This is a genomic window from Microbacterium tenebrionis, assembly GCF_020682665.1.
Classification (GTDB): domain Bacteria; phylum Actinomycetota; class Actinomycetes; order Actinomycetales; family Microbacteriaceae; genus Microbacterium; species Microbacterium tenebrionis.
This window is the reverse complement of record NZ_JAGTTM010000001.1, coordinates 960,326-979,856: the sequence shown is the minus strand read 5'-3', so window position 1 is coordinate 979,856 and position 19,531 is coordinate 960,326. Positions and strand designations below refer to the sequence as shown.

The following is a 19,531-nucleotide window of genomic DNA, read 5'->3' as shown; positions in this document are numbered from 1 at the left end:
TCAGTTCTCCTCGAACGGGAAGGGCTGCGGGGCCGGCCACCATCCCGGCGACTCCTTCTCGGTGGCGATGCGGTTGCGCAGGATGCCCACACCCTCGAGCTCCAGTTCGAGCTCGTCGCCCGGCTGCAGGAAACGACCGAGTTCGACGCCCGCCCCGAACGCCATCGTGCCGGAGCCGATCAGATCACCCGGCTGGATGCCGTTGAGCTCGGATGCATAGGCGACGGTCTCCTCTGGAGTCCAGATGAAGTCCTCGACCTTCGTGTCGGACCAGACCTCGCCGTTGACCCGCACCTGACCCGCGAGCCCGATGATCGAGGGGATCTCGTCGAGCGTCGTGATCCAGGGGCCGATTCCGTAGGCGAAGTCCTTGGAGTGCTGGGCTCCCATGCCGATGGGCGATTCGAGCTTCTGCACGTCGCGCAGGCTCCAGTCGTTGAAGATCGTGATGCCGAACACGTGCTCCCACGCGTTCTCCGGTGTGAGATTGCGGCCGGGTTTGCCGACGACGTACCCGATCTCGAGCTCGTAGTCGAGCTGTTCGGTGAAGCTGGGGTACGGAATGGTCTCGTCATGTCCGTAGATCGTCGATGTCGTGCCCTTGAAGTAGCCGGGACGCTCGTACACCGCGCGGGGCGGAGTCGCCTTCATCACGTTGCCGAAGAAGTTCTTGATATGACCGTTGAAGGTCAGCGAATCCCGGATCACCGGAGGCTTGATCGCGGCGGTCCAGGTGACCTCGTCGATCGCGAGCGCGGCGTCGTCCGCGTGCGCGAGAGCGGCGTGCGCCGCCTCGAGGAAGAAGTCGCCGGTCGCGATGCCCTGAGTGAGATCACCGAACGCGGCCTGCGCGAGGTGTCGCGCACCCTCCACGGTCGCACCGCCGCTCTGCAGCGTGAGCGCGTACGCCCTTCTCAGATCGATGACCCGTCCTGCCTCCGGCTGCGCCGCGACGACGCGGGTCTCTGCGCCGTCCGGGCCCTCTACGATAATGCGTCCGAGCTTCATGATGGATCTCCTTCGATTCCCTGGTCACCTAAGCGTACGATACGACCAGTATCGAATGTCAAGTCCGGTGATGAATGACGCCGGAAGGCCTTGTGCTACATGATCGCGCTGGCACCACCGTCCACCGTGATGTTCGTCCCGGTCACCCACGCCGCCTCGTCGGAGGCGAGATAGAGCCCCGCATACGCGACGGCCTTCGGATCGCCCGGTCTTCCGTCGATCGTGCGTGCCACGATGGGCGCCACCGGCGCAGAGTCTCCAAGCTGCTCGTACATCGCGAGGATCGGCGGCGTGGCCATGACGCCAGGGCTCACGGAATTGACGCGGATCCCCACCGCGATTCCCTCTGCGGCGAGCTGACGCGTCAAGGCGAGCACGGCTCCCTTCGCTGCGGCATGCGCCGCCTGCGGCAATGCCCGAGCCCCCTGGATGCCGGCGCCGGAACCGATGTTGACGACAGCGCCGCTGGTGCGCTCGAGGTGAGGCCAGGCGAGCTGCGTCGCATGCCAGACAATGTCGAGCTCGTTGCGCATCGTGAACGCGTAGTCTTCGGGCGCCTGCATCGCGAACGGACCGAATAGCGGGGCGCTGGCATTGTTGTACAGCACGTCGATCCGTCCGTGGCGCTCGGCCGCGGAATCGATCCAGCTCTGCAGCGCCGCACGATCACCGAGATCGAGCGGCGCTGTGGAGTCAATGATTCCACCTTCGGACTCGATCAGCCGCACCGTCTCCGCGGTGCCGCTCGTATCGAGGTCGCACCCGACCACGATCGCGCCCTCGGCGGCGAAGAGCTGGGCGGTCACGCGCCCCATTCCTCCGGCGATCCCCGTGATGAGCACAACCTTGCCAGCCAGACGTCCATTCGTCATGGTCGACTCCCTTCGTTTCCTGTCTCGCGAGCACATCACAGCTCGCCGGATTCCGACCGCGATCGTGCCGTACGTGCACGAGAGCATGCACGCACGGCACGATCCGGCCGAAACAGCCGCAATCCGGGTAGACCGGACGGCACCCGTACAACTCCACTCGCGGAAGAGAAGAGGACGCCGATGTCCACGGAAGACCCCACCACCAGGCCGACGCCCCCCGGCGTGAGCGAAGCCGAACTCGCGCAGGCGCTCGTCGCCTTCGCCGCCGCGATCGGCGACGACAAGGTCGCCTGGGACGACGAGTCGCTCCGCGATTTCCAGGACCCGTTCCAGGTTCCCGGGACCGCCACCACGCTCCCCGCGGCCGTGGTCACCCCCACCAGCACCGAGGACGTGCAGGCTGTCGTGCGAGTCGCCAATGAGCACAAGATCCCACTGTGGCCCATCGGGCGCGGCAAGAACAACGGCTACGGCGGCGCAGCCCCGTGGGTGCGCGGCGCGGTGATGGTCTCGTTCAAGGAGATGACCAAGGTCGAGATCGACCCGGAGCTCGGATACGCCATGCTCGAGCCCGGCGTCAGCTGGTTCGACCTGCACGATGCGATCGAAGCCGGTGGGCACGATCTGGTCGCGTCGATCGTCGACATCGGCTGGGGCGGCGTGGTCTCGAACACGCTCGAGCACGGGCTGACCTACATGCCCAACTCGCTCGATCAAGCCGCGCACTGCGGATTCGAGGTCGTCCTCCCCGATGGCCAGCTCTACCGGACCGGCTCAGGCGGTATGGACGACAACCCGACCTGGCCGCTGTACAAGCGCGGACTCGGCCCCACCACCACCGAACTGTTCATGCAGTCGAACTTCGGCATCGTCACGAAGATGGGCTACTGGCTGATGCCGAAGCCGGAGGTGTACATGCCGTTGTGGTTGCAGCTGTGGGATGACGCGCAGATGCCGGCCGTCGTGGATGCGCTTCGCGCGCTGATGCTCGACGGCACGATCGACATGCGCCCGCAGCTGTCGAACACGCTCTGCATGGCGTCCATGCTCAGCGCGCGGTCGGACTGGTACGACGACGCAGGCCCTATTCCGGAGGAGGTCATCGACCGGATCGCCACGGAGCTGGGCCTCGGGCGGTGGATGATGCGCTTCGCGCTGTACGGCGATGAGACAGTGGTCGACCACAACTTCGCCAAGCTCAAGAAGCGCTTCGAGGCCATCCCCTCGGTCTCGGTGTTCGGTGAGAAGCACGGCGCCGAGGAGTGGGAGACTCTGCCGAACCCGCACGAGCGGGTTCAGATCGGCGTGCCGAGCCAGGATCTCTACAAGATGGCCGGGTGGTCGGGCGGCGAGGAAGGGGGGCACGTCGACTTCTCCCCCGTGATCCCCCTCACCGCCTCGCACGCGCGGAAGGCGCAGGATCTCTTCCGCTCGCTCTGCCACGAGGCCGGTCTCGACTACCTCGGTGGGATGCTGCCGATCAACGCCCGGTCGACGACCTTCATCAACGTGATCCCGTTCGACACGAAGAACCCCGAACAGGTGCACCGTGCCTACGAGCACGCCAAGCACATGGTCGAGGTCGCGGGCAAGATGGGCTACGGAGAGTACCGTGCGCACCCGTACTTCGCCGACGTCGCGATGGATCAGTTCGGATTCAACGATCACGCTCAGCTGCGCCTGAACGAGCAGCTGAAGGACACGCTGGATCCCAACGGGATCATCGCGCCAGGCAAGTCCGGCATCTGGGGCTCGCGACTGCGTGCCGAAGGGTATCCGCAGCGCTGACCGGTCGAGAATCGACGGGAGGCCCTGGGCGTGTCGGTCCAGGGCTTCTCGTCGAATCAGGCGCTCGCGCGACGCAGCTGACCAGGTGACTGGCCCCACGCCCGACGGAAGGCACGGGCGAAGCTGGCCGCATCCCGATATCCCCATCGCACGGCCACGTCGGCGACGGGCAGGGCCGTCGTGCGCAGTTCGTCGGCGGCGGCCTTCATGCGCTGCTCGCGGATCCACGCGGCCACACCGCCGGAGGGCGCGAACAGCTTGTGCACATAGCGCACCGACACGTGGTGCGCCCGTGCGATCTGCTCAGGATCGAGCGCCGGATCCTGCAGAGACTCCAGCGCGTACCGTCGCATCCGCGCGTGGAGTGCGTCTGCTCCCGTCGTGTGGTCATCATCGCCGTCGCGATCGCGGAAGAGGTTGCGGATGACAGGGAGGAGCATCTCCGCGGCGGCGTCACCGTCGGAGCCGGCAAGTCCCACCCCCTCGGCGATGCGCTCCACACCGACGAACAGCGGTGCTGCGAGACGCGCGAGCGGATCGTCGACGCCGCGCACGCGGGTCGCCACCCGGTCGGCGATCGCGTCGGCGTACCCGCCGAGGAACCACCGCGGTAAGCTCACCACCGTGACATCGAAGCCGACTCGCGCCTCGAACGAGGACGGTCGGGACGTATCGTGCACCGCGACATCCCCGGCACGCAGTTCGCAGATTCTGCCGTCCTGCTCGAGAAGGCACGCTCCCCGGCGGACGAGGTAGAGCAGGATGCTCTCAGGGTCCGCGTCGGCGACCATGCGCGGCGTCCGCGACACTCGATGCGGCAGTCCGCTGATCGAGCGCACGACCAGCGGCCCCACCTGAGCACCGGTCAGGCGTGCGTCGAACAGCTCCGCCGCGAAGGAGTCCACGCGCATGGGGAAGTAGTGCTCGGCGATCCCAGCGGCCCAGTACGCGGACCGCTCCCCTGGCGACACCGCACGAGTGTCGAGCATCATCGTCATGGGCATCTCCCCTTCGGCGTCACGGCACCTGGATCGGATCGCGTAAGGGCGGGCCGTCGATGCGGCCCGCCCTCACCTTCAGTCTGCGCTCTGCGGTCCGAGCTCCGCCTTCGTGAAGAACTCAGCGGTCTGCTCGTCCGTGAAGTACACGCCCTCAGGAGCCAGATCCGTGCCGTCGGCGGGATCCCACGATGTGTCGGCGATGTCGGCGATGTTCTCCGAATCCACCACGTAGGGGTTCCAGACGATGTGGTTGACCTTCGGGCCGGCTCCGGCGAGAACCTTCACACCGACCTGGGCTGCCATCTTCGCCATCGCGACCGGCGGCGTCGCGGTTCCCACATAGGGGTAGTCAGGATTCTCGAGCGCATAGGCGGCCATGCCCTGAGAGCTTCCCACGTCCTGAATCGGAGGGATTGGCTGACCGGCCTGTGCGAACGAATCGCGGATCGCCCAGCCCATGGTGCCCGCCTGGATCACGGCATCGACGCCCGCAGGGTTCGTCGTGAGGTACTGCACGACGGCCTGTTGCGCCAGCGGCGGCTGGAAGAGGCCCTGCACGGAACCGACGACCTTGATGTCACGGCATTCTTCGAGCGCGTAGTCACGGCCGGCTTCCCAGAAGATCTCATTCGGGATGCCGGGAACGCCGGTCACTTCGAGCACGGAGCCCGCTCCACCGATGGAGTCGAACACGGCCGACGCGGTCGTCATCGACTGGAGCACCGCGTTGTAGGTCACCGAGATCGCGTTCGGGCTGTCGATCGGGACGACGACCGACACGACCGGGATTCCTGCGGCGTGAGCTTCGTCGACGAGACCGATCGCCGGCTCCGGTGCGCCCGGGTTGAAGAAGATGATGTCGGGCTTGAGGGCGATCGCCTGGCTGAACTGCTGCAATTGCCCCGGCACGTCGGTCGGATCATTGGGAGCCACATTGAGGATGACGTCGACCCCAGCGTCCTCGAGCGCCGCCGCGAGCGTCTCCTGGTACGCGGCAATGAACGGCGCCGCGGGAGCCTGCCCGACGATCGCCGCGGTGAATCCGTCCGACTTATCGGACTTCCAGTCGGCCCAGGCCGACTGCTGCACTTCGAAGGGATAAGCGTTGTAGCCGTCCTTCACCTCCTGCGAGAAGCCGTCGAGCAGCTTGCCGGGGTCGTTCGCGCCGATCTGCGGCACGGCACCGCAGCCATCGGACGCGAGTGCGCCCCCGCCCGTCGACGCGGCGCCACCTCCCGCTTCGGGCGAGCATCCTGCGAGTGTCAGTGCTCCGAGCGCCATGAAGGCCACAGCCGTGGCCCCGAAGCGGCGGAAGCGAGTGTGCTTGACCATGATTCGAACTCCTCATTGAGTAGGCGCATCATTGCGCAGGAACAGACTAGACACATCCGATACGGTTCGTCTAGTTTTGGATAGCACACGCGACGATGCGTGTCCGCGTATTGAGGAGATTTCAGATGCCCCACCCAGGAGAAGGGCTCCATCTGGCCGACGTGAGCAAGCGATTCGGGGCCACTCGTGCCCTGGTCGACGCCCACCTAGACGTGGGGCCCGGCGAGGTGCACACGTTGCTCGGCGAGAACGGCTCGGGGAAATCCACGCTGGTGAAGATCATCGGTGGAGTACACAGGCCGGATGACGGCACCTTCACGCTCGACGGCAGTCCTGTGTCGTTGCAGAGCCCGCGGCACGGCACACGCCACGGCATCGCCGTGGTCTTCCAAGAAGTCCTCACAGCTGCGAGCCAGTCCGTGCTGCAGAACATCTGGCTGGGCTCGGACGGCGTCTTCCGCCGCACCCGCAGTGCTGCGGTCCAGCGGCGCATCGCCGCGGAGACGCTCCGGCGACTCGTCGACGGGATCGACCTCGATGCTCCCGCCGGCCAGCTGTCCCTCTCGGATCGCCAGGCGATCTGCATCGCTCGCGCACTCGTACGCGAGCCTCGCGTGTTGGTGCTCGACGAATCCACTGCGGCGCTCGATGTCCGCACCCGCGACCGCCTGTTCGAAGAACTGCGTCGACGCGCGGCAGACGGCGTCAGCATCCTATTCATCTCCCATCGGATGGACGAGGTGCAGGAGATCTCGGATCGCGCGACCGTGCTCCGTTCCGGTCGAACCGTCTCGACCATGGCACGAGAGGACATCACCGTCGAGCGCCTCGTCGCCGACATGACCGGGGTCTCGGGCGAGTTCGATTCCCGCGATCGTGAACGCGCGTTCGGCGATGTCGCCCTCACGGCAAGAGGCGTGCGCCTGTCTGCGGAGGCGGCCGCACTCGACTTCACGCTGCGAGCCGGCGAGCTGGTCGGCGTCGCGGGCCTCGAGGGACACGGCCAGGACGCCTTCCTGAAGCGACTCGCCGGCATCACGACCGGCGAAGGCGTCGTCACCAGTGCGAGCACGCCGGAGATCGACGTGAAGCTCGACAACGGCGCCGAGCTGGGCATCGCCTACCTCCCACGCGAGCGACGCGGGGAGTCGCTGTTCGAGCCGATGTCGATCGTCGAGAACTTCGCCCTGCCGACGATGGCTCAGGATCGCCGCGGCGTATTGCTCGACCGGTCGCGGATGACCTCGAGGTTCGATGAAGTGGTCAAGACGATGAGCATCCGTCTGGGCGCACCGAGCGATCCGATCTCGAGCCTGTCCGGCGGCAGCCAGCAGAAGGTGATGCTCGCGCGCTGGCTCGCGACGGCTCCGAACGTCCTCTTGCTCAACGACCCCACCCGCGGGGTGGACATCATGACTAAACGCGAGATCTACATGACGCTGGAGAAGCTCTGCGCAGAAGGAATGAGCGTCGTGATGCTCTCCAGCGAAGTGGACGAGCTCATCGAACTCGTCGATCGCGTCCTGGTCTTCCGCGACAACGAGGTCTTCGCCGAGATCCCGAGACGGCGGCTGAGCACAGAGGCCGTCGTCGCGGCATACTTCGGCCAGCAGATCGGAGAGGCAGCATGAACGGAGTGGTTCGACTCCTCCGACGTCATTCCTGGGCGTTCGCGTGCGCGCTGGCGATCGTGCTGCTGATCGTCAACCTGGCAGTCAGCCCCTCGTTCCTGGCTCCCGATCGACTGCCCGCGACTCTGGCCACGCTGGCGCCGTTCGTCCTTGTCGGCTTCGCCTCCACGCCGGCGATCCTCTCCGGCGGCATCGACATCTCGGTCGGCCCGCTCGCCACCTTCATCAACTGCCTGTTCGTGGCGGTCCTGCTGCCCGCCGGTCTCGGAGACTGGTTCACCGCGATCCCCCTGCTCCTGGTCGCCTCGGCTGGCATCGGCACCGCTACCGGCCTGCTCGTGACGGTCGTGCGACTGCATCCGGTCGTCGCGTCGACCGGGATGCTGTTCGTGCTGATCGGACTTTCCATCACCATCTCGAAGAATCCGGTGTCCGCTCCCGCGAACTGGTCGACGGGCCTCGCCGGCGCCTACGGCTGGCTGCCGGGAGCGGCGCTCACGATCGGCATCGTCGCGCTCGCCTGGTTCCTGCTGCGACGCACCGCGTTCGTGAGCAACCTTCTCGCGACGGGCGAGAGCGACGTGTCCGCATACGGCGCAGGCGTGAACATCACCCTGGTGCGCACGCTCGCCTACACCCTCGGCGGACTCTTCGCCGGAGTCGGCGGCGTCGCGCTGTCTGCGCTGCTGCAGTCGTCGCAGTCATCCCTGGCGAGCACCTACGCGCTGCTGGGCCTCGCGGCCGCGGTACTCGGCGGGACTGCCCTGGGTGGTGGAAAGGGCGGCCTGCTCGGCACCTTCTTCGGAGCCCTCGTGCTCTATCTGCTTCAGCAGCTGCTCACCGCCACCGGGGTGCAGCCGAGCCTGGTGCAGTTCACCTTCGGACTCGTCCTCGTCACCGGCGTCATCCTCGGCGCCACCCTCCTCAGCCCGCGCCGCACAGGGAGCATGGCATGACCGACACCTTCACCGACATCACCCGATCCCTGACCCAGCCTCCTACCCCACCCTCCGGATGGGACAGGTTCCGCCGATGGGCGATCGAAACGCCGTTCATCCAGTTCGTCATCCTGATCGTCCTGGTCGGCGTGCTCGTCACGCTGATCCCGGCCTTCATCGCCCGCCCGCAGGCGGGAATCGCCGTGGTGACCCTGGCGTCGCTGCTCGCCCTCGCGGCGATGGGACAGACGCTCGTCGTGATCCTCGGTGGTCTCGACCTCGCGATCGCCGGGTATGTCACGTTCGGTGCGATGATCGCTTCGAATGCGACGAGCCGGCTGGGATGGCCCGTGCCGGTCGCCCTCCTCGTCGTCCTCGGCGTGTGCGGCGGTGTCGGCGCCCTGATCGGATGGGTGTGCCACCGATTCCGCATCGAACCCCTCGTGATCACGCTGGGTGCGGGAACCATGCTCACCGGCGGGTCGATGTTCCTCGCCAACGGCGACTACAACGGCCAGCCGCCGCAGGATCTCAAGTCGCTCAGTCAGCTGACCGGCACGACCTTCGGCCTGCCGGTACCACCGGTGATCTTCATCGTGCTGCTGCTCGGCATCGCCCTGTGGGCGATCCTCGCCAAGACCGCGGTCGGACGCCGACTGTACGCCACCGGCGTGAATCCACGCGCGGCGCGGCTCGCCCGGATCAACACGACGGCGATCTGGGCCGGTGTCTTCGCGGTCTCGGGGGCACTCGCCGGCGTCGCCGGAATGTTCATCGCCGCATTCGGCTCCGGCTGGTCGCAGTCCATCGGAGACCCCTACCTGTTCTCCGGCCTCGCCGCCGTCCTCGTGGGCGGCACGACCTTCGGCTCCGTGCGTGGCGGGTTCACGCGCACTGCGATCGGCGCGCTGATCCTCACCGTGCTGTCGACGATAATCGTGAGCCAGGGGCTCACCGAGGCCCAGACGCGCGTGGTGTACGGCGTGATCATCCTCGGAGTGGTCGCGCTGTACGGTCGCGAACGCCACGTCCGCGACCGCTTCTGACGGTCATGGCGAATCGGCCCGGACCGACCTCAGGTCGATCCGGGCCGATTCGTGTCGGTCCCGGCGGATCAGGTCAGATCGACGGGTGACCCGACGAAGACCACCGACGCCTCTGCATCCACGACCTGCGATACGTCCGCGACGAGGCGCGGGAACCGGTCGCTCGCGAGATCCGCCACGAGGGTCTCGAGCGACGCGACTGTGACGGCGCCGACCCCGTCGAAGCGCGTCCTCGTAAAGCGCGCGGGCGCGGCGAGCGGAGATGCCGTCTGCTCGAGGCGGACGATGTACTGCGGCGCCTGCGGTCTGCCGAGGATGGATCGGGCGTGCGCGTCCCAGTAGGCGGCGAACTCGTCGGCGCGCACGCGGCGACGAGCGACGGGAAGCACGATCACAGCGACCGGCGCATCTTCCGCGGTCGGCTCGCGCTCGCTGAGGACATGCGGCTCGCCGGCGACGGCGGCCGGACGCTCGGCGAGCAAAGGCATCCGTCGCTGCAGCCAGTCATCTTCGAAGTCGTGGGATACGACCCAGTCGGCCGCGTCGTTCTTCCGCGTCCACCAGGTCTCGATCACCGCGTCGTATCGCGACTCCGAGGAGTGCATGAATGGCGAATCGGTGGGAATACGCCGGGTGAAGACGTACCGCTCCAGCCCACTCGCGGTCGCGAGAGAACTGCGCTCCAGCGCCAGCCACGCATCTGCGAACTCCTCCGGATCGAGATCGCCTCGACGCGTGAGCAGCATCGTCAGCTTGTATGCGGCCATCTCAATGCGCCTTCTGCGGCCGCGCACGCGCCGCCTTGTCAGCGATCGCCATCAGCGTGCGATTGCCGGCGGCCCAGATGAAAGCATCCTGCGCAATGTTCGACCGCTTGCTCGTGGAATGCTCCTTGCCCATCTCGGAGTTCTTGTGGCACGCCACCGGGACCTGCAGGATGAGCCGCCGCATGCAGGAGTTCGCGTGGTCGCACCACACGATCTCCGATTCGCGCCCCTCGAGGACCTTGCGCGGGTAATCGGGATCAGCGAGGAGCTGGCGGGCGAGCATCGTCGCATCGACTGTGCCGTCCGCGATCGCCGCAGCCGCCTGTGCCGGGTCGGGAGTGCTGCTCAGCAGCAGCACGACGCCAGGGCCCAGCGCCTCGCGGAACACCTGAGGCTCGTTCTCGCGCAGCATCTTGCCCGACTCGCTGGTGACGTTATCGCCCATCGACTCGTAGTTCCCGTCGGTGAGTGCGACGAAATCGAGACCGGCCTTGGCGATCTCGGCCGTCACCGCTGCGAAGCCCTCCGGGCCCTGCCCGCCGGGCACATGATCGTTGACGCTGAGCCGCAGGCCGAGCGCGACGTCGGAACCGATCTCCCGGCGCACGGCCGCAACGGCGTCCTTCAGGGCCCGTGCGCGGTTCTCGACCGACCCGCCGTACTCGTCGGTGCGGAAATTCGACAGGGGCGACAGGAAGGACGAGTAGAAATAGCACATGTGCGCGGCGATCTCGATGCCGTCGAAGCCGGCATCCACGGCACGACGAGCCGCGTCGACGACCGCCTGCTCGAGTTCCTTGATCTCCTCGACCGTCGCCTGCTGCGGGACCGGGGTGACCCGACCGCCGGGGATGTAGACGTTGTCGGGCAGGCCGTAGGCGCCCATGTCGACGGGGCGCGGAGATGCCGAGGTGATCCAGTGCCCATCGCGTGGCACGCCCATGCGCCCGAAGGCGGGGAAGAGCTGTGCGAACACCGCGACTCCGGTGCCGGTCGCGTGCAGCTCATCGACCAGGCGGGTGAGGTCGGGGACGAAGGCGTCGTCGTCGTAGCGGATGTTCGGCGAGAACGGCGACTCGCGGAACGCGCGCGGGGTGGCGACGGACCCGCCGACGAACACCGCACCGGCCCCGCCCTCGGCGCGACGCGTGAGGAAGGCGATCGACTGCCCGCTCGGGCGGCCGTCCGCTGTAGGCTGCAGCGCCGCCATCGGCCCGAGGATGATCCTGTTCTTGAGCGTCAGTTTGTTGATCGTGAGGGGTGCGCCGAGAACCTCGGCGACAGTGGAGCGCGACATTGGACTCCTTGTCGAGTGACGGATGGGATCAGATGAGGACGAGCGCGTGCAGGTCCGACTGCGGAGGGAGGAGGCCGAGATCCGCTCGGATCTCGGCAAGCAGATCAAGTCCGCCGGTCTGAACCGGCAACAGCCCGCTGGCGTTCAGCGCCGCGACGAGTGTGCTGACCTCAGCGGATCCGGCGAGGTCGGCACGGACCAAGAGCCCCTGGCCGGGGAACGAGGGGAAGACGTCCTGAACGCGGATCAGCTCGCGGAACCCGGCGTCTCGTGCTCGTGCGTCGAAGGGCGGACCCAGCAGTGCGGCTGCGGCGTCGCCGTTCCGCAGCTGCTCGAATCGCTCGGCGACGCCGCCGGCTTCGACCCACTGCACGCTGACACCGGCCTCGTGAAGGAGGTGGCGCGCGACGAGCGCGAAGCCGTTGTCCAGGGCATCCACCGCGAAAGTCGCGCCCTCCAGAGCCTGAAGGTCGGAGAACTCGGGCGCCGCGTACACGGCGAGCGGGGTGGTGTGTTCGACCTCCCCGATCACGCGCAGATCAGCGCCGACCCGAGTCCATTCGAACAGATTGTCGAGAGCGGAGACCACCACATCGAGCTCCCCGGCCAGCAGCCCCGCGAGCTGAGCCGCGCTCCCCGGCGTCCGGGTCTCCTCGATCGTAAGGTCGTCGAGCAGCCCGGACGCCTTAGCCGCTACGAGCGGTACCGGGGGAACGAAGTAGGAGATTCGGAGAGGCATGCTCAGACCGGCGGCGCGACGAACAGGTGATGGTTGTCGGAGTCGTTGAACATCTCCTTGGTGATGAACTCGTCCATGTCGCCGCCGGTGCCCCACTGGTCAGAAGTCTCGGGTTCCTGCACGTCGTAGATGTGCGGGTGCCAGGTGTCCTCGTCGAGCTCCGCGAGTTCGGTCGTCAGCTCCATCGTGTTCCCGTTCGGGTCGACGAAGTACGTGAAGGTGTTGTCGCCCGCGGTGTGCCGGCCCGGGCCCCAGATCTTGCGGTATCCGGCGCGGATGACCCGCCCGCTGCCGTACATGTACTCATCGATGCCCCGCATCTCGAACGAGGCGTGCTGCAACGAGGCATGCGGGCCGCGCGCGATCGCCATCGAGTGATGCTGCGTGCTGCAGCGCATGAAGTAGAACAGGTCGCCCGCGTGCGGGTGATTCAGTGTGTCGGACAAGCGGAATCCCAGGTGCTTCTCGTACCAGGCGCGCATCGCCTCCGGCTGATTCGAGTTGAGCACGACGTGCGACAGGCGCACGGGAATCGCCTCGCGTTGCTCGATCTTGCGGTGCTTGCGGACCTCGACGTCGGTGGAGACCTCGATGGTGCGCCCCTCGAGATCGAAGAAGCGGAACCCGTAGCCCCCACCGAGGGTGTTGAGATCGTCGGGTTCACCGATCAGACGGATGCCGGACGAGCCGAGCTTCTCGGCGAGCTGGTCGACGGACTCCCGGTCGGCTGCGCCGAAGGCGACGAGATCGAGGCGCTTGTCGTTCGAGCGGCGCACCCGCGTCACGTACTGCTCCGGCGACCCCTCAGCGGCGAAGTAGACGACGTCGCCGTCATCGTGCTGCACTGTCAGGCCCCAGTGGTTCTTGTAGAACTCGATCTGCTTATCGAAGTCGGGGACCGCGATGTCGAAATGACGGATATGGGTGATCGGGCTGAATGCCATGGAACTGCTCCTAACGGTTTTCCGCAGCGACCGCCGCCGCGGATGCGACGGACGGGATCCGCAAGATCAGGCGTTCGAGATCTTCTGCCGTATCACCGACGCCGAGGATGTAGTGGTCAGGACGCATGACGACGGCCCGTCCGCCGGCGGCGGAGAGGATCCGGTCGACCTTGAGCGGGTCGAGCAGGGTGACGACGTCCGCGTCCGTGTCCAGAGCGGCCCGGAGCGCCGCGGGGAGCGCGGAGTGCACGGCACGATCCGCGGCGACGAGGAAGTGCGTGCCGACCATGTCGTCGAGCCGCGTGCCGTCGGCGAGAATCGGCTGAATACCTAGGCGCCCTGCCCGCTCATCAGCGTCGCCCTCGTGAAATCCTGCTCCGAGCGCGGGAGACGTCGGAACCGCGGTCGCTTCGGGATGGCTGCGGATGTACTCGTCGCGGCCTTCGGCCACCTTCGCGTCGAGGGTCTGGATCATCACCGCCTGGCTCGCCGCGGTCTCCACCCAGAACGTGGCGTGCGGCTTGCGCTCGGTCTCGTAGGTGTCCAGCAGCGACTCGTCGGCGACACCGCGTGCGACGAGGTCCAGCTTCCAGATCAGGTTCTCCACATCGCGGATGCCGGCGCACAGCCCCTGACCGAACAGCGGAGGCGCCTGGTGCGCGGCGTCGCCGGCGAGGAACACGCCGCCTTCCCGCCACCGACGGGCGATGCGTCCGCGGAAGGTGTAGATCGCCTGACGTTCGGGGGTGAAACGGTCGACGGGCAGAACGCCACGGCTGAGGCGCTCGACGGCGGCGGGGGTGACGATCTCCTCGGGGTCATCGCCGGGCACCAGCATGAATTCCATCCGGACGCGGTTGCCCGGCAGCCTCAGCCACAGCGCGGGACGGCTGTACCGCGCGAACTGGATCATGTCGGTCTGGTGGCCTGGCGCATCGATGAGATCCCCGTCGACCACGAGCCACTGGGCGTCCTCGCCGTACTTGTCTGTCTCGATGCCGAAGATCCGGCGGACGTCCGAGCGGGCGCCGTCGGCGGCGATGACCCAGCGCGCGCGCATCAGCTGCCGCATTCCGTCCGGGTCGATCGTCGACACTTCCACGCCGCCGGGCACGTTGACGACGTCGGTGGCAGTGACGCCGCAGCGCAGCTCGACTCCGGGCGTCGCTTCGATCAGTTGGCGCATGAGTCGCTCGACGTCGGGCTGGTGGAAGCTGACGTGCTCGTTCCAGGCCTGGTCGCCGAGCCGATCGGTCGGCGCGTGCACGAGAATCTCATCGGCCTCGTTGACCACGTCGACGTCCTTCATGGGGATCGTGACCTTCGCGACGTCCTCGGCGATGCCCAACCCCTGCAGGGTGCGCATCGTCTCTCCGTCGAAGTGCACCGCGCGTGCGGTCGGCCACATCTCCCGGTCTCGGTCCAGGCCGATCGCCGTCAGGCCGGCGCGTCCGAGCATGGCCAGGGCTGTGCTCCCGACCGGGCCGCCCCCGATGACGATGACATCCGCGTCAATGCTCACAGACACTCCTTCGTGTTCTATACGTAGCGTATCGAATCGATGCGTCACTGCTCCCGTGATGACTTCGATCATCCCCCGGATCGGCCATTCGAGATAGCCGTTCTCAGATATGCCCGCTATCGGGATTCCTGATGACGGCATCACCCACGCGGCGGATGACCTCGCGGAGCCAGATGTGCTCAGCATCCTGTTCCCGGTCACGGTGCCACCAGAACGCGTCCTTCACCGGATCGAGGTCGAGCGGCGGCACCACGACGCGCAGCCGCGGCTGCATGCGGACCGCCATGGTCGCGAACCCCTGCGGCACCAGAGCCACTCGATCCGTGCCGAGGATCAGCGCGGGAACGACGAAGAAGTGCGGAGTCGAGGCGACGACCGAGGGGTCGATCCCTCGGAACCGCAGCTGTTGACGGGCGGGACTCATCCCCTCGCGCGCCGGCAGGGTCTGCACCCAGGACCGGGTCAGCAGCTCGTCGGTGGTCGGATGCTCGGAAACCCCCGATGCTGCGTCCACGATGCACACCCACGGTTCCGGCTCGAAGTCGAGGTGCGGCTGCTCGACCACGTAGCCGTGCGGCAGGATCGCCCCGTCGAGCGTTCGCAGCGTATCGGGCATCCCGTTCACCAGGCGCCCGTCCGCCGCCGGGAACTCGAGGCGCACATTCGGCGCCTCGCGCTCGACGATCCGCGAGAGCGCGGGTGCAATGCGCGCCGCCATGTAGTCCACCGCTGCGATCGAGAAGGTCCTCGTGCTCGTGGCCGGATCGAAGCGCGACTGCAGCCGCAGGACATTGTCGGTCTCGGCGAGAGCATGCGGCAGCGCCGTGAGCAGCCGCTCGCCGAGCGGCGTGAGAACATGCGAATTCCCCTGGCGCAGCAGCAGCGGATCGTCGTAATGGGCACGGAGGCGAGACAGTGCCGTCGACATCGCAGGCTGCGACATGTGCATCCGCTCGGCCGCACGAGTGACGCTGCGCTCTTCGAGCAGGGCACGCAACGGCCTGAGAAGGTTGTAGTCGATCGCCATCATGCGCTCCTTCACCCAACGCGGCGGGCCCGCACTGCCGCTACTGCCGTCGCCGCGGCTAAGCCTTCCAGATCGTCTTCAGGTTGCAGAACTCCCGCTGTCCGACGGCCGCCAGTTCTCGCCCGAAACCCGAACGCTTGATGCCGCCGAAGGGCAGCTCCTGATATGACACGGTCATGCCGTTCACGAAGACCGCACCGGCGTCGAGCCCGCTGATGAAGACGCTCTCATCTTCGGGATCATTCGTCCAGACAGAGCTGGACAGGCCGAACGTCGTCTGATTGGCGATGCGAAGCGCGTCCTCGCGGTCGCGCGCCCGATACAACGACGCCACCGGACCGAATGCCTCTTCCTGCACCAGTCGGGCGTTGTCCGGCAGATCTGCGATGACCGTCGGCGCATAGAACCACCCGGGAGCACCGGGGACGGTGCCGCCAGTCAGGATCGTCGCTCCCGCGGCGCGTGCATCATCCACGAGCTCGATCAGCTCCTGACGACCCGGCTCCGTGGCCAACGGGCCGACCTGGGTCTCGGGCAGCAGCGGATCACCGACGACGAGCGCTGCCATCTGCGCCGTGAACGCAGCCGCGAACTCGTCGTAGACCGCGTCGTGCACGATGAACCTCTTGCCGGCGATGCAGGACTGACCGTTGTTGCTGATCCGCGCGCGCACGGCTGTCGCCGCGGCGGCGGCCACGTCAGCGGACGGCATCACGATGAAGGGGTCGGATCCACCGAGTTCGAGAACGGCCTTCTTGACGTGATCACCGGCGATGGCGGCCACCGATCGCCCGGCGGGCTCGGATCCGGTGAGGGTGACTGCTGCGACTCTCGCGTCGGCCAGGACTGCGCCGACCTCGGCGCCGCCGATCAGCAACGTGCGGAACGAGCCCTTCGGGAATCCCGCCCGCTCGAACAGCGTGTCGAGGAACAGCGCCGCCTGCGGCACGTTAGAGGCGTGCTTGAGCAAGCCGGCGTTCCCCGCCATCAGTGCGGGGGCGGCGAAGCGGATGACCTGCCAGAGCGGGTAATTCCACGGCATGACGGCAAGCACCACGCCGAGTGGCTCATATCGGGTCCAGGCCTGCGATGCTCCTACCTGTGTCGGATCATCGAGCGGCGCGTCCGCAAGAAAGGTCGCGGAGTTGTCGGCGTAGAAGCGCATCGCCTTGGCGGACTTCACGACCTCGGCGACCGATTGCGCGATCGGTTTGCCCATTTCGACGGTGATGAGCTCTCCGAGCCCGGCGGCCTGATCATCGAGGATGTCGGCAGCAGCGTGCATCCAGGCGGCGCGCTGAGCGAACGACGTCCGCCGCAGCGCATGCACGGCCGCCGCAGCCTCGGCGATACGCTGGTCGACTTCGAGCCCGCTGTGCGGCTCGATGATCATCTCGGTCTTCCCAGTGGTCGGATTCACAGTGGCGATGGACATCGGGCAGGCTCTCTTCCTCGAGGGGACGTCTTGCCCAAGTATACTCAAAACGAATACGATACGTATCGTGCACAAAGAACCGACTCTCGAACAAGGGTGTGACGCATGAGCACTGAGTCCGATTCCCCTACTCGCCTGCCACTGTTCCTCACGGACGAGGACGTCGCGATCCTCGCAGATCTGCCCAGCGCGATCGAGTCGATCCGCGCAGCCTATTCGACACCGCTCGACGATGGCAGAAATCCGGGACGGATCTTCGCAGACAGCGGCCGGGAATGGATGCGGGTCATGCCTTCGGTTCCGGTGAACGGTCGGCTGTTCGGAGCGAAATCGATCAACGGATCCTTCGCCGACGGCCTGCGCGTCAGCTACCTGATCTCCCTGTTCGATCGGGACACTGCCGAACTGGTCGCGCTCGTCGACGGCAATCGTGTCACCGGGCTTCGCACCGCCGCCACGACGGCGGTCGGTACAGCGGCGATCACGCCCGACCGCCCTCTCACTGTGGGGATAATCGGATCCGGGTTCGAGGCGCAGTCGCACACCGCGGCGCTCGCCCTCGTCACACGGTTCGCCTCGGTGCGGGTGTTCAGCCCGACCCCGCAGAACCGCGAGGCGTTCGCCGACCGGTTCTCCACAGAGCTCGGCGTGCCGGTCACCGCGGTCGACTCGGCCGAGGATGCAGTTCGTGGCGCGGATCTCGTGCTCTGCGCCGCCCGCTCGCGCGACGAATCACCGACAGTGCATGCCGATTGGGTCGCCGACGACGCGACGGTGGTATCCATCGGCTCGACAACACCGCGACAGCGCGAGCTGCCCGCCGACCTGATCGCCCGCGCTTCCCTCGTGGTCGCAGACGGCGTGGACGAGGTCGTGCACGGCAGCGGTGACATGATCGCCGCACGCGAAGCCGGAGTCGACGTCGACGCGGTCACCACCGCGCTCAACGACGTGCTGCTGGGTACGCGCCACGTGCAGCGCGATCGCGGCATCCGCATATACAAATCCACCGGCTCAGGGCTGCAGGACATCGTCGTCGCAGAGACGCTCGTCGACCGCGCCCGCGAACGCGGAGTCGGCACCGCACTCCCCGCCGCAATCGTCACCACCAGGAAATGAGGAACACCATGGTCGACTACACGAAGGATCAGGCACGCGCCTGGGCCAAAGAGCACTGGAAGGGCACCATCGCGGTGACGATGCCGTCATACAGCGAGGACTTCTCGAGGATCAACGAGAACGCAATCCGTCACGACATCCTCAAGCTCAAGGAGCTGGGATTCGCCGGGACGCTCCTGGTCACCGAGCTCGCAGTCACTCCCGAGGAGAACGCCCGCATCGTCGCCGTCGCCCGCGACGCCGGCGGACCTGACTTCCAATTGTTCTTCCACGCGGCGTTCAACACGCTCGAGGAGAACATCGTTGCGCTCAAGCTCGCCGAGAAGGAGGGCGTCGACAGCGTCCTCCTCTCCTATCCGACGTCGTTCTGGCCGACCTCCCACCAGGAGGTCTACGACTACACGAAAGCCCTCGCGGACTCGACGGATCTCGCGACGATGCTTTTCGGCCTACCCGCATGGGGTTTCGAGCGGATCGATCCGGCCGGCATGCCGGTGCCCTTCGTGCGCCACGTCCTCGACACGATTCCGAACATCGTCGCGATCAAGTCCGAACAGGGTTATCCGACCATCGGCGGCGTCATGGAGATGTATCACCACTTCCGCGACGAGGTGATCATCTCCTGCCCGATCGAGAGCGAGACGATCCCGCTCATGTCGGTGCTCGACTTCCAGTTCTCGGGGACATCGAACACGAACTGGATGAGCGACTACTTCCCCCGCGCGTTCGCCCTCGCCCAGCAGGGGCAGTGGGAGGAAGCGATGAAGCTGTGGTGGCAGGTCGCTCCCGCCCGCAATGCGAACACTACGATCCTCACCGGCTCATCGGTGGGCACCACGGTGATCAACCGCACCGGTTGGAAGTACCAGGAGTGGCTTGCGGGCTTCAACGGCGGTGCACTGCGGGCCCCCGCGCCTCGCATCCCCGACCGGCTGATGAAGGTGGCGCGTTCCGCACTCGAGGCATCGGGTCTTCCCGTCACGGATCTCCCCGACAGCGAGTTCGTCAAGGGACGCACGCGCGCATGAGGCGAAGAGCCCGACGGGGTGCGGACTCACGCCGCAC

At 66.8% G+C, this 19,531-nt stretch carries 17 protein-coding genes; 6 read left to right on the top strand and 11 right to left on the bottom strand.

Translation table 11 applies throughout. The features are described from left to right. Positions 1–1,008 carry a fumarylacetoacetate hydrolase family protein gene (locus KEC56_RS04900; RefSeq protein WP_227530060.1) on the bottom strand — a complete coding sequence of 336 codons (1,008 nt, stop codon included), beginning with the start codon at positions 1,006–1,008 and terminating at the stop codon, positions 1–3. A 95-nt stretch (positions 1,009–1,103) separates the two neighbouring features. Beyond that, positions 1,104–1,880 carry an SDR family NAD(P)-dependent oxidoreductase gene (locus KEC56_RS04895; protein ID WP_227530058.1) on the bottom strand — a complete coding sequence of 259 codons (777 nt, stop codon included), beginning with the start codon at positions 1,878–1,880 and terminating at the stop codon, positions 1,104–1,106. Positions 1,881–2,060: 180 nt separating this feature from the next. Here KEC56_RS04895 and KEC56_RS04890 point away from each other — a divergent pair, with 180 nt between their 5' ends. Next, positions 2,061–3,668, top strand: coding sequence for an FAD-binding oxidoreductase (locus KEC56_RS04890; RefSeq protein WP_227530057.1), 1,608 nt, complete (start codon positions 2,061–2,063; stop codon positions 3,666–3,668). A gap of 56 nt (positions 3,669–3,724) precedes the next feature. Here KEC56_RS04890 and KEC56_RS04885 read toward each other — a convergent pair whose 3' ends face one another. Then, positions 3,725–4,666 (bottom strand): helix-turn-helix domain-containing protein, encoded by a 942-nt coding sequence (locus KEC56_RS04885; protein ID WP_227530056.1) that lies wholly within the window; start codon positions 4,664–4,666, stop codon positions 3,725–3,727. 78 nt (positions 4,667–4,744) lie between these two features. Further along, positions 4,745–6,001: a substrate-binding domain-containing protein gene (locus KEC56_RS04880; RefSeq protein ID WP_227530055.1), complete on the bottom strand. Its 1,257-nt coding sequence runs from the start codon at positions 5,999–6,001 to the stop codon at positions 4,745–4,747. A gap of 125 nt (positions 6,002–6,126) precedes the next feature. Between KEC56_RS04880 and KEC56_RS04875 the strand changes: the two genes are divergently transcribed. The 3 genes from KEC56_RS04875 to KEC56_RS04865 are packed head-to-tail and all read left to right on the top strand — an operon-like array spanning position 6,127 to position 9,616. Further along, positions 6,127–7,632 carry a sugar ABC transporter ATP-binding protein gene (locus KEC56_RS04875; protein ID WP_227530054.1) on the top strand — a complete coding sequence of 502 codons (1,506 nt, stop codon included), beginning with the start codon at positions 6,127–6,129 and terminating at the stop codon, positions 7,630–7,632. 5 nt (positions 7,633–7,637) lie between these two features. Then, positions 7,638–8,588, top strand: coding sequence for an ABC transporter permease (locus tag KEC56_RS04870; RefSeq protein WP_227530053.1), 951 nt, complete (start codon positions 7,638–7,640; stop codon positions 8,586–8,588). Further along, positions 8,585–9,616: an ABC transporter permease gene (locus KEC56_RS04865; RefSeq protein WP_227530052.1), complete on the top strand. Its 1,032-nt coding sequence runs from the start codon at positions 8,585–8,587 to the stop codon at positions 9,614–9,616. Before KEC56_RS04870 ends, KEC56_RS04865 begins: the two co-directional genes overlap by 4 nt. 68 nt (positions 9,617–9,684) lie before the next feature. On the opposite strand, the gene KEC56_RS04860 is transcribed toward KEC56_RS04865, so the two are convergent. From KEC56_RS04860 to KEC56_RS04830, 7 genes are all read right to left on the bottom strand, one after another. Continuing rightward, entirely contained in the window at positions 9,685–10,383 is a 699-nt protein-coding gene (locus tag KEC56_RS04860) for an EthD domain-containing protein (protein WP_227530051.1), read from the bottom strand. 1 nt (position 10,384) lies between these two features. Then, a complete protein-coding gene (locus KEC56_RS04855; protein ID WP_227530050.1) occupies positions 10,385–11,680 on the bottom strand; it encodes an NADH:flavin oxidoreductase in 1,296 nt (431 codons plus the stop codon). Positions 11,681–11,708: 28 nt separating this feature from the next. Next, complete coding sequence (locus KEC56_RS04850) at positions 11,709–12,419, bottom strand: ABC transporter substrate-binding protein (RefSeq protein WP_227530049.1); 711 nt, start codon at positions 12,417–12,419, stop codon at positions 11,709–11,711. A gap of 2 nt (positions 12,420–12,421) precedes the next feature. Then, on the bottom strand, positions 12,422–13,363 hold the full coding sequence (locus KEC56_RS04845) for a VOC family protein (protein ID WP_227530048.1): 942 nt from the start codon (positions 13,361–13,363) through the stop codon (positions 12,422–12,424). 10 nt (positions 13,364–13,373) lie between these two features. Then, a complete protein-coding gene (locus KEC56_RS04840; RefSeq protein ID WP_227530047.1) occupies positions 13,374–14,885 on the bottom strand; it encodes a bifunctional 3-(3-hydroxy-phenyl)propionate/3-hydroxycinnamic acid hydroxylase in 1,512 nt (503 codons plus the stop codon). Between the two features lie 103 nt (positions 14,886–14,988). After that, on the bottom strand, positions 14,989–15,912 hold the full coding sequence (locus KEC56_RS04835) for a LysR family transcriptional regulator (protein WP_227530046.1): 924 nt from the start codon (positions 15,910–15,912) through the stop codon (positions 14,989–14,991). Positions 15,913–15,970: 58 nt separating this feature from the next. Continuing rightward, positions 15,971–17,347, bottom strand: coding sequence for an aldehyde dehydrogenase family protein (locus KEC56_RS04830; protein ID WP_227530045.1), 1,377 nt, complete (start codon positions 17,345–17,347; stop codon positions 15,971–15,973). A 105-nt stretch (positions 17,348–17,452) separates the two neighbouring features. Here KEC56_RS04830 and KEC56_RS04825 point away from each other — a divergent pair, with 105 nt between their 5' ends. Continuing rightward, positions 17,453–18,466: an ornithine cyclodeaminase family protein gene (locus KEC56_RS04825; protein WP_227530044.1), complete on the top strand. Its 1,014-nt coding sequence runs from the start codon at positions 17,453–17,455 to the stop codon at positions 18,464–18,466. Between the two features lie 8 nt (positions 18,467–18,474). Beyond that, on the top strand, positions 18,475–19,494 hold the full coding sequence (locus KEC56_RS04820) for a dihydrodipicolinate synthase family protein (protein ID WP_227530043.1): 1,020 nt from the start codon (positions 18,475–18,477) through the stop codon (positions 19,492–19,494). Positions 19,495–19,531: the final 37 nt, after the last annotated feature.

Coding starts and splice junctions, on each gene's coding strand:
- KEC56_RS04835 (WP_227530046.1), bottom strand. CDS start 15,912: ATGGCGATCGACTACAACCTTCTCAGGCCGTTGCGTGCCCTGCTCGAA.
- KEC56_RS04820 (WP_227530043.1), top strand. CDS start 18,475: ATGGTCGACTACACGAAGGATCAGGCACGCGCCTGGGCCAAAGAGCAC.
- KEC56_RS04890 (WP_227530057.1), top strand. CDS start 2,061: ATGTCCACGGAAGACCCCACCACCAGGCCGACGCCCCCCGGCGTGAGC.
- KEC56_RS04850 (WP_227530049.1), bottom strand. CDS start 12,419: ATGCCTCTCCGAATCTCCTACTTCGTTCCCCCGGTACCGCTCGTAGCG.
- KEC56_RS04855 (WP_227530050.1), bottom strand. CDS start 11,680: ATGTCGCGCTCCACTGTCGCCGAGGTTCTCGGCGCACCCCTCACGATC.
- KEC56_RS04875 (WP_227530054.1), top strand. CDS start 6,127: ATGCCCCACCCAGGAGAAGGGCTCCATCTGGCCGACGTGAGCAAGCGA.
- KEC56_RS04900 (WP_227530060.1), bottom strand. CDS start 1,008: ATGAAGCTCGGACGCATTATCGTAGAGGGCCCGGACGGCGCAGAGACC.
- KEC56_RS04845 (WP_227530048.1), bottom strand. CDS start 13,363: ATGGCATTCAGCCCGATCACCCATATCCGTCATTTCGACATCGCGGTC.
- KEC56_RS04830 (WP_227530045.1), bottom strand. CDS start 17,347: ATGTCCATCGCCACTGTGAATCCGACCACTGGGAAGACCGAGATGATC.
- KEC56_RS04885 (WP_227530056.1), bottom strand. CDS start 4,666: ATGACGATGATGCTCGACACTCGTGCGGTGTCGCCAGGGGAGCGGTCC.
- KEC56_RS04860 (WP_227530051.1), bottom strand. CDS start 10,383: ATGGCCGCATACAAGCTGACGATGCTGCTCACGCGTCGAGGCGATCTC.
- KEC56_RS04865 (WP_227530052.1), top strand. CDS start 8,585: ATGACCGACACCTTCACCGACATCACCCGATCCCTGACCCAGCCTCCT.
- KEC56_RS04895 (WP_227530058.1), bottom strand. CDS start 1,880: ATGACGAATGGACGTCTGGCTGGCAAGGTTGTGCTCATCACGGGGATC.
- KEC56_RS04825 (WP_227530044.1), top strand. CDS start 17,453: ATGAGCACTGAGTCCGATTCCCCTACTCGCCTGCCACTGTTCCTCACG.
- KEC56_RS04880 (WP_227530055.1), bottom strand. CDS start 6,001: ATGGTCAAGCACACTCGCTTCCGCCGCTTCGGGGCCACGGCTGTGGCC.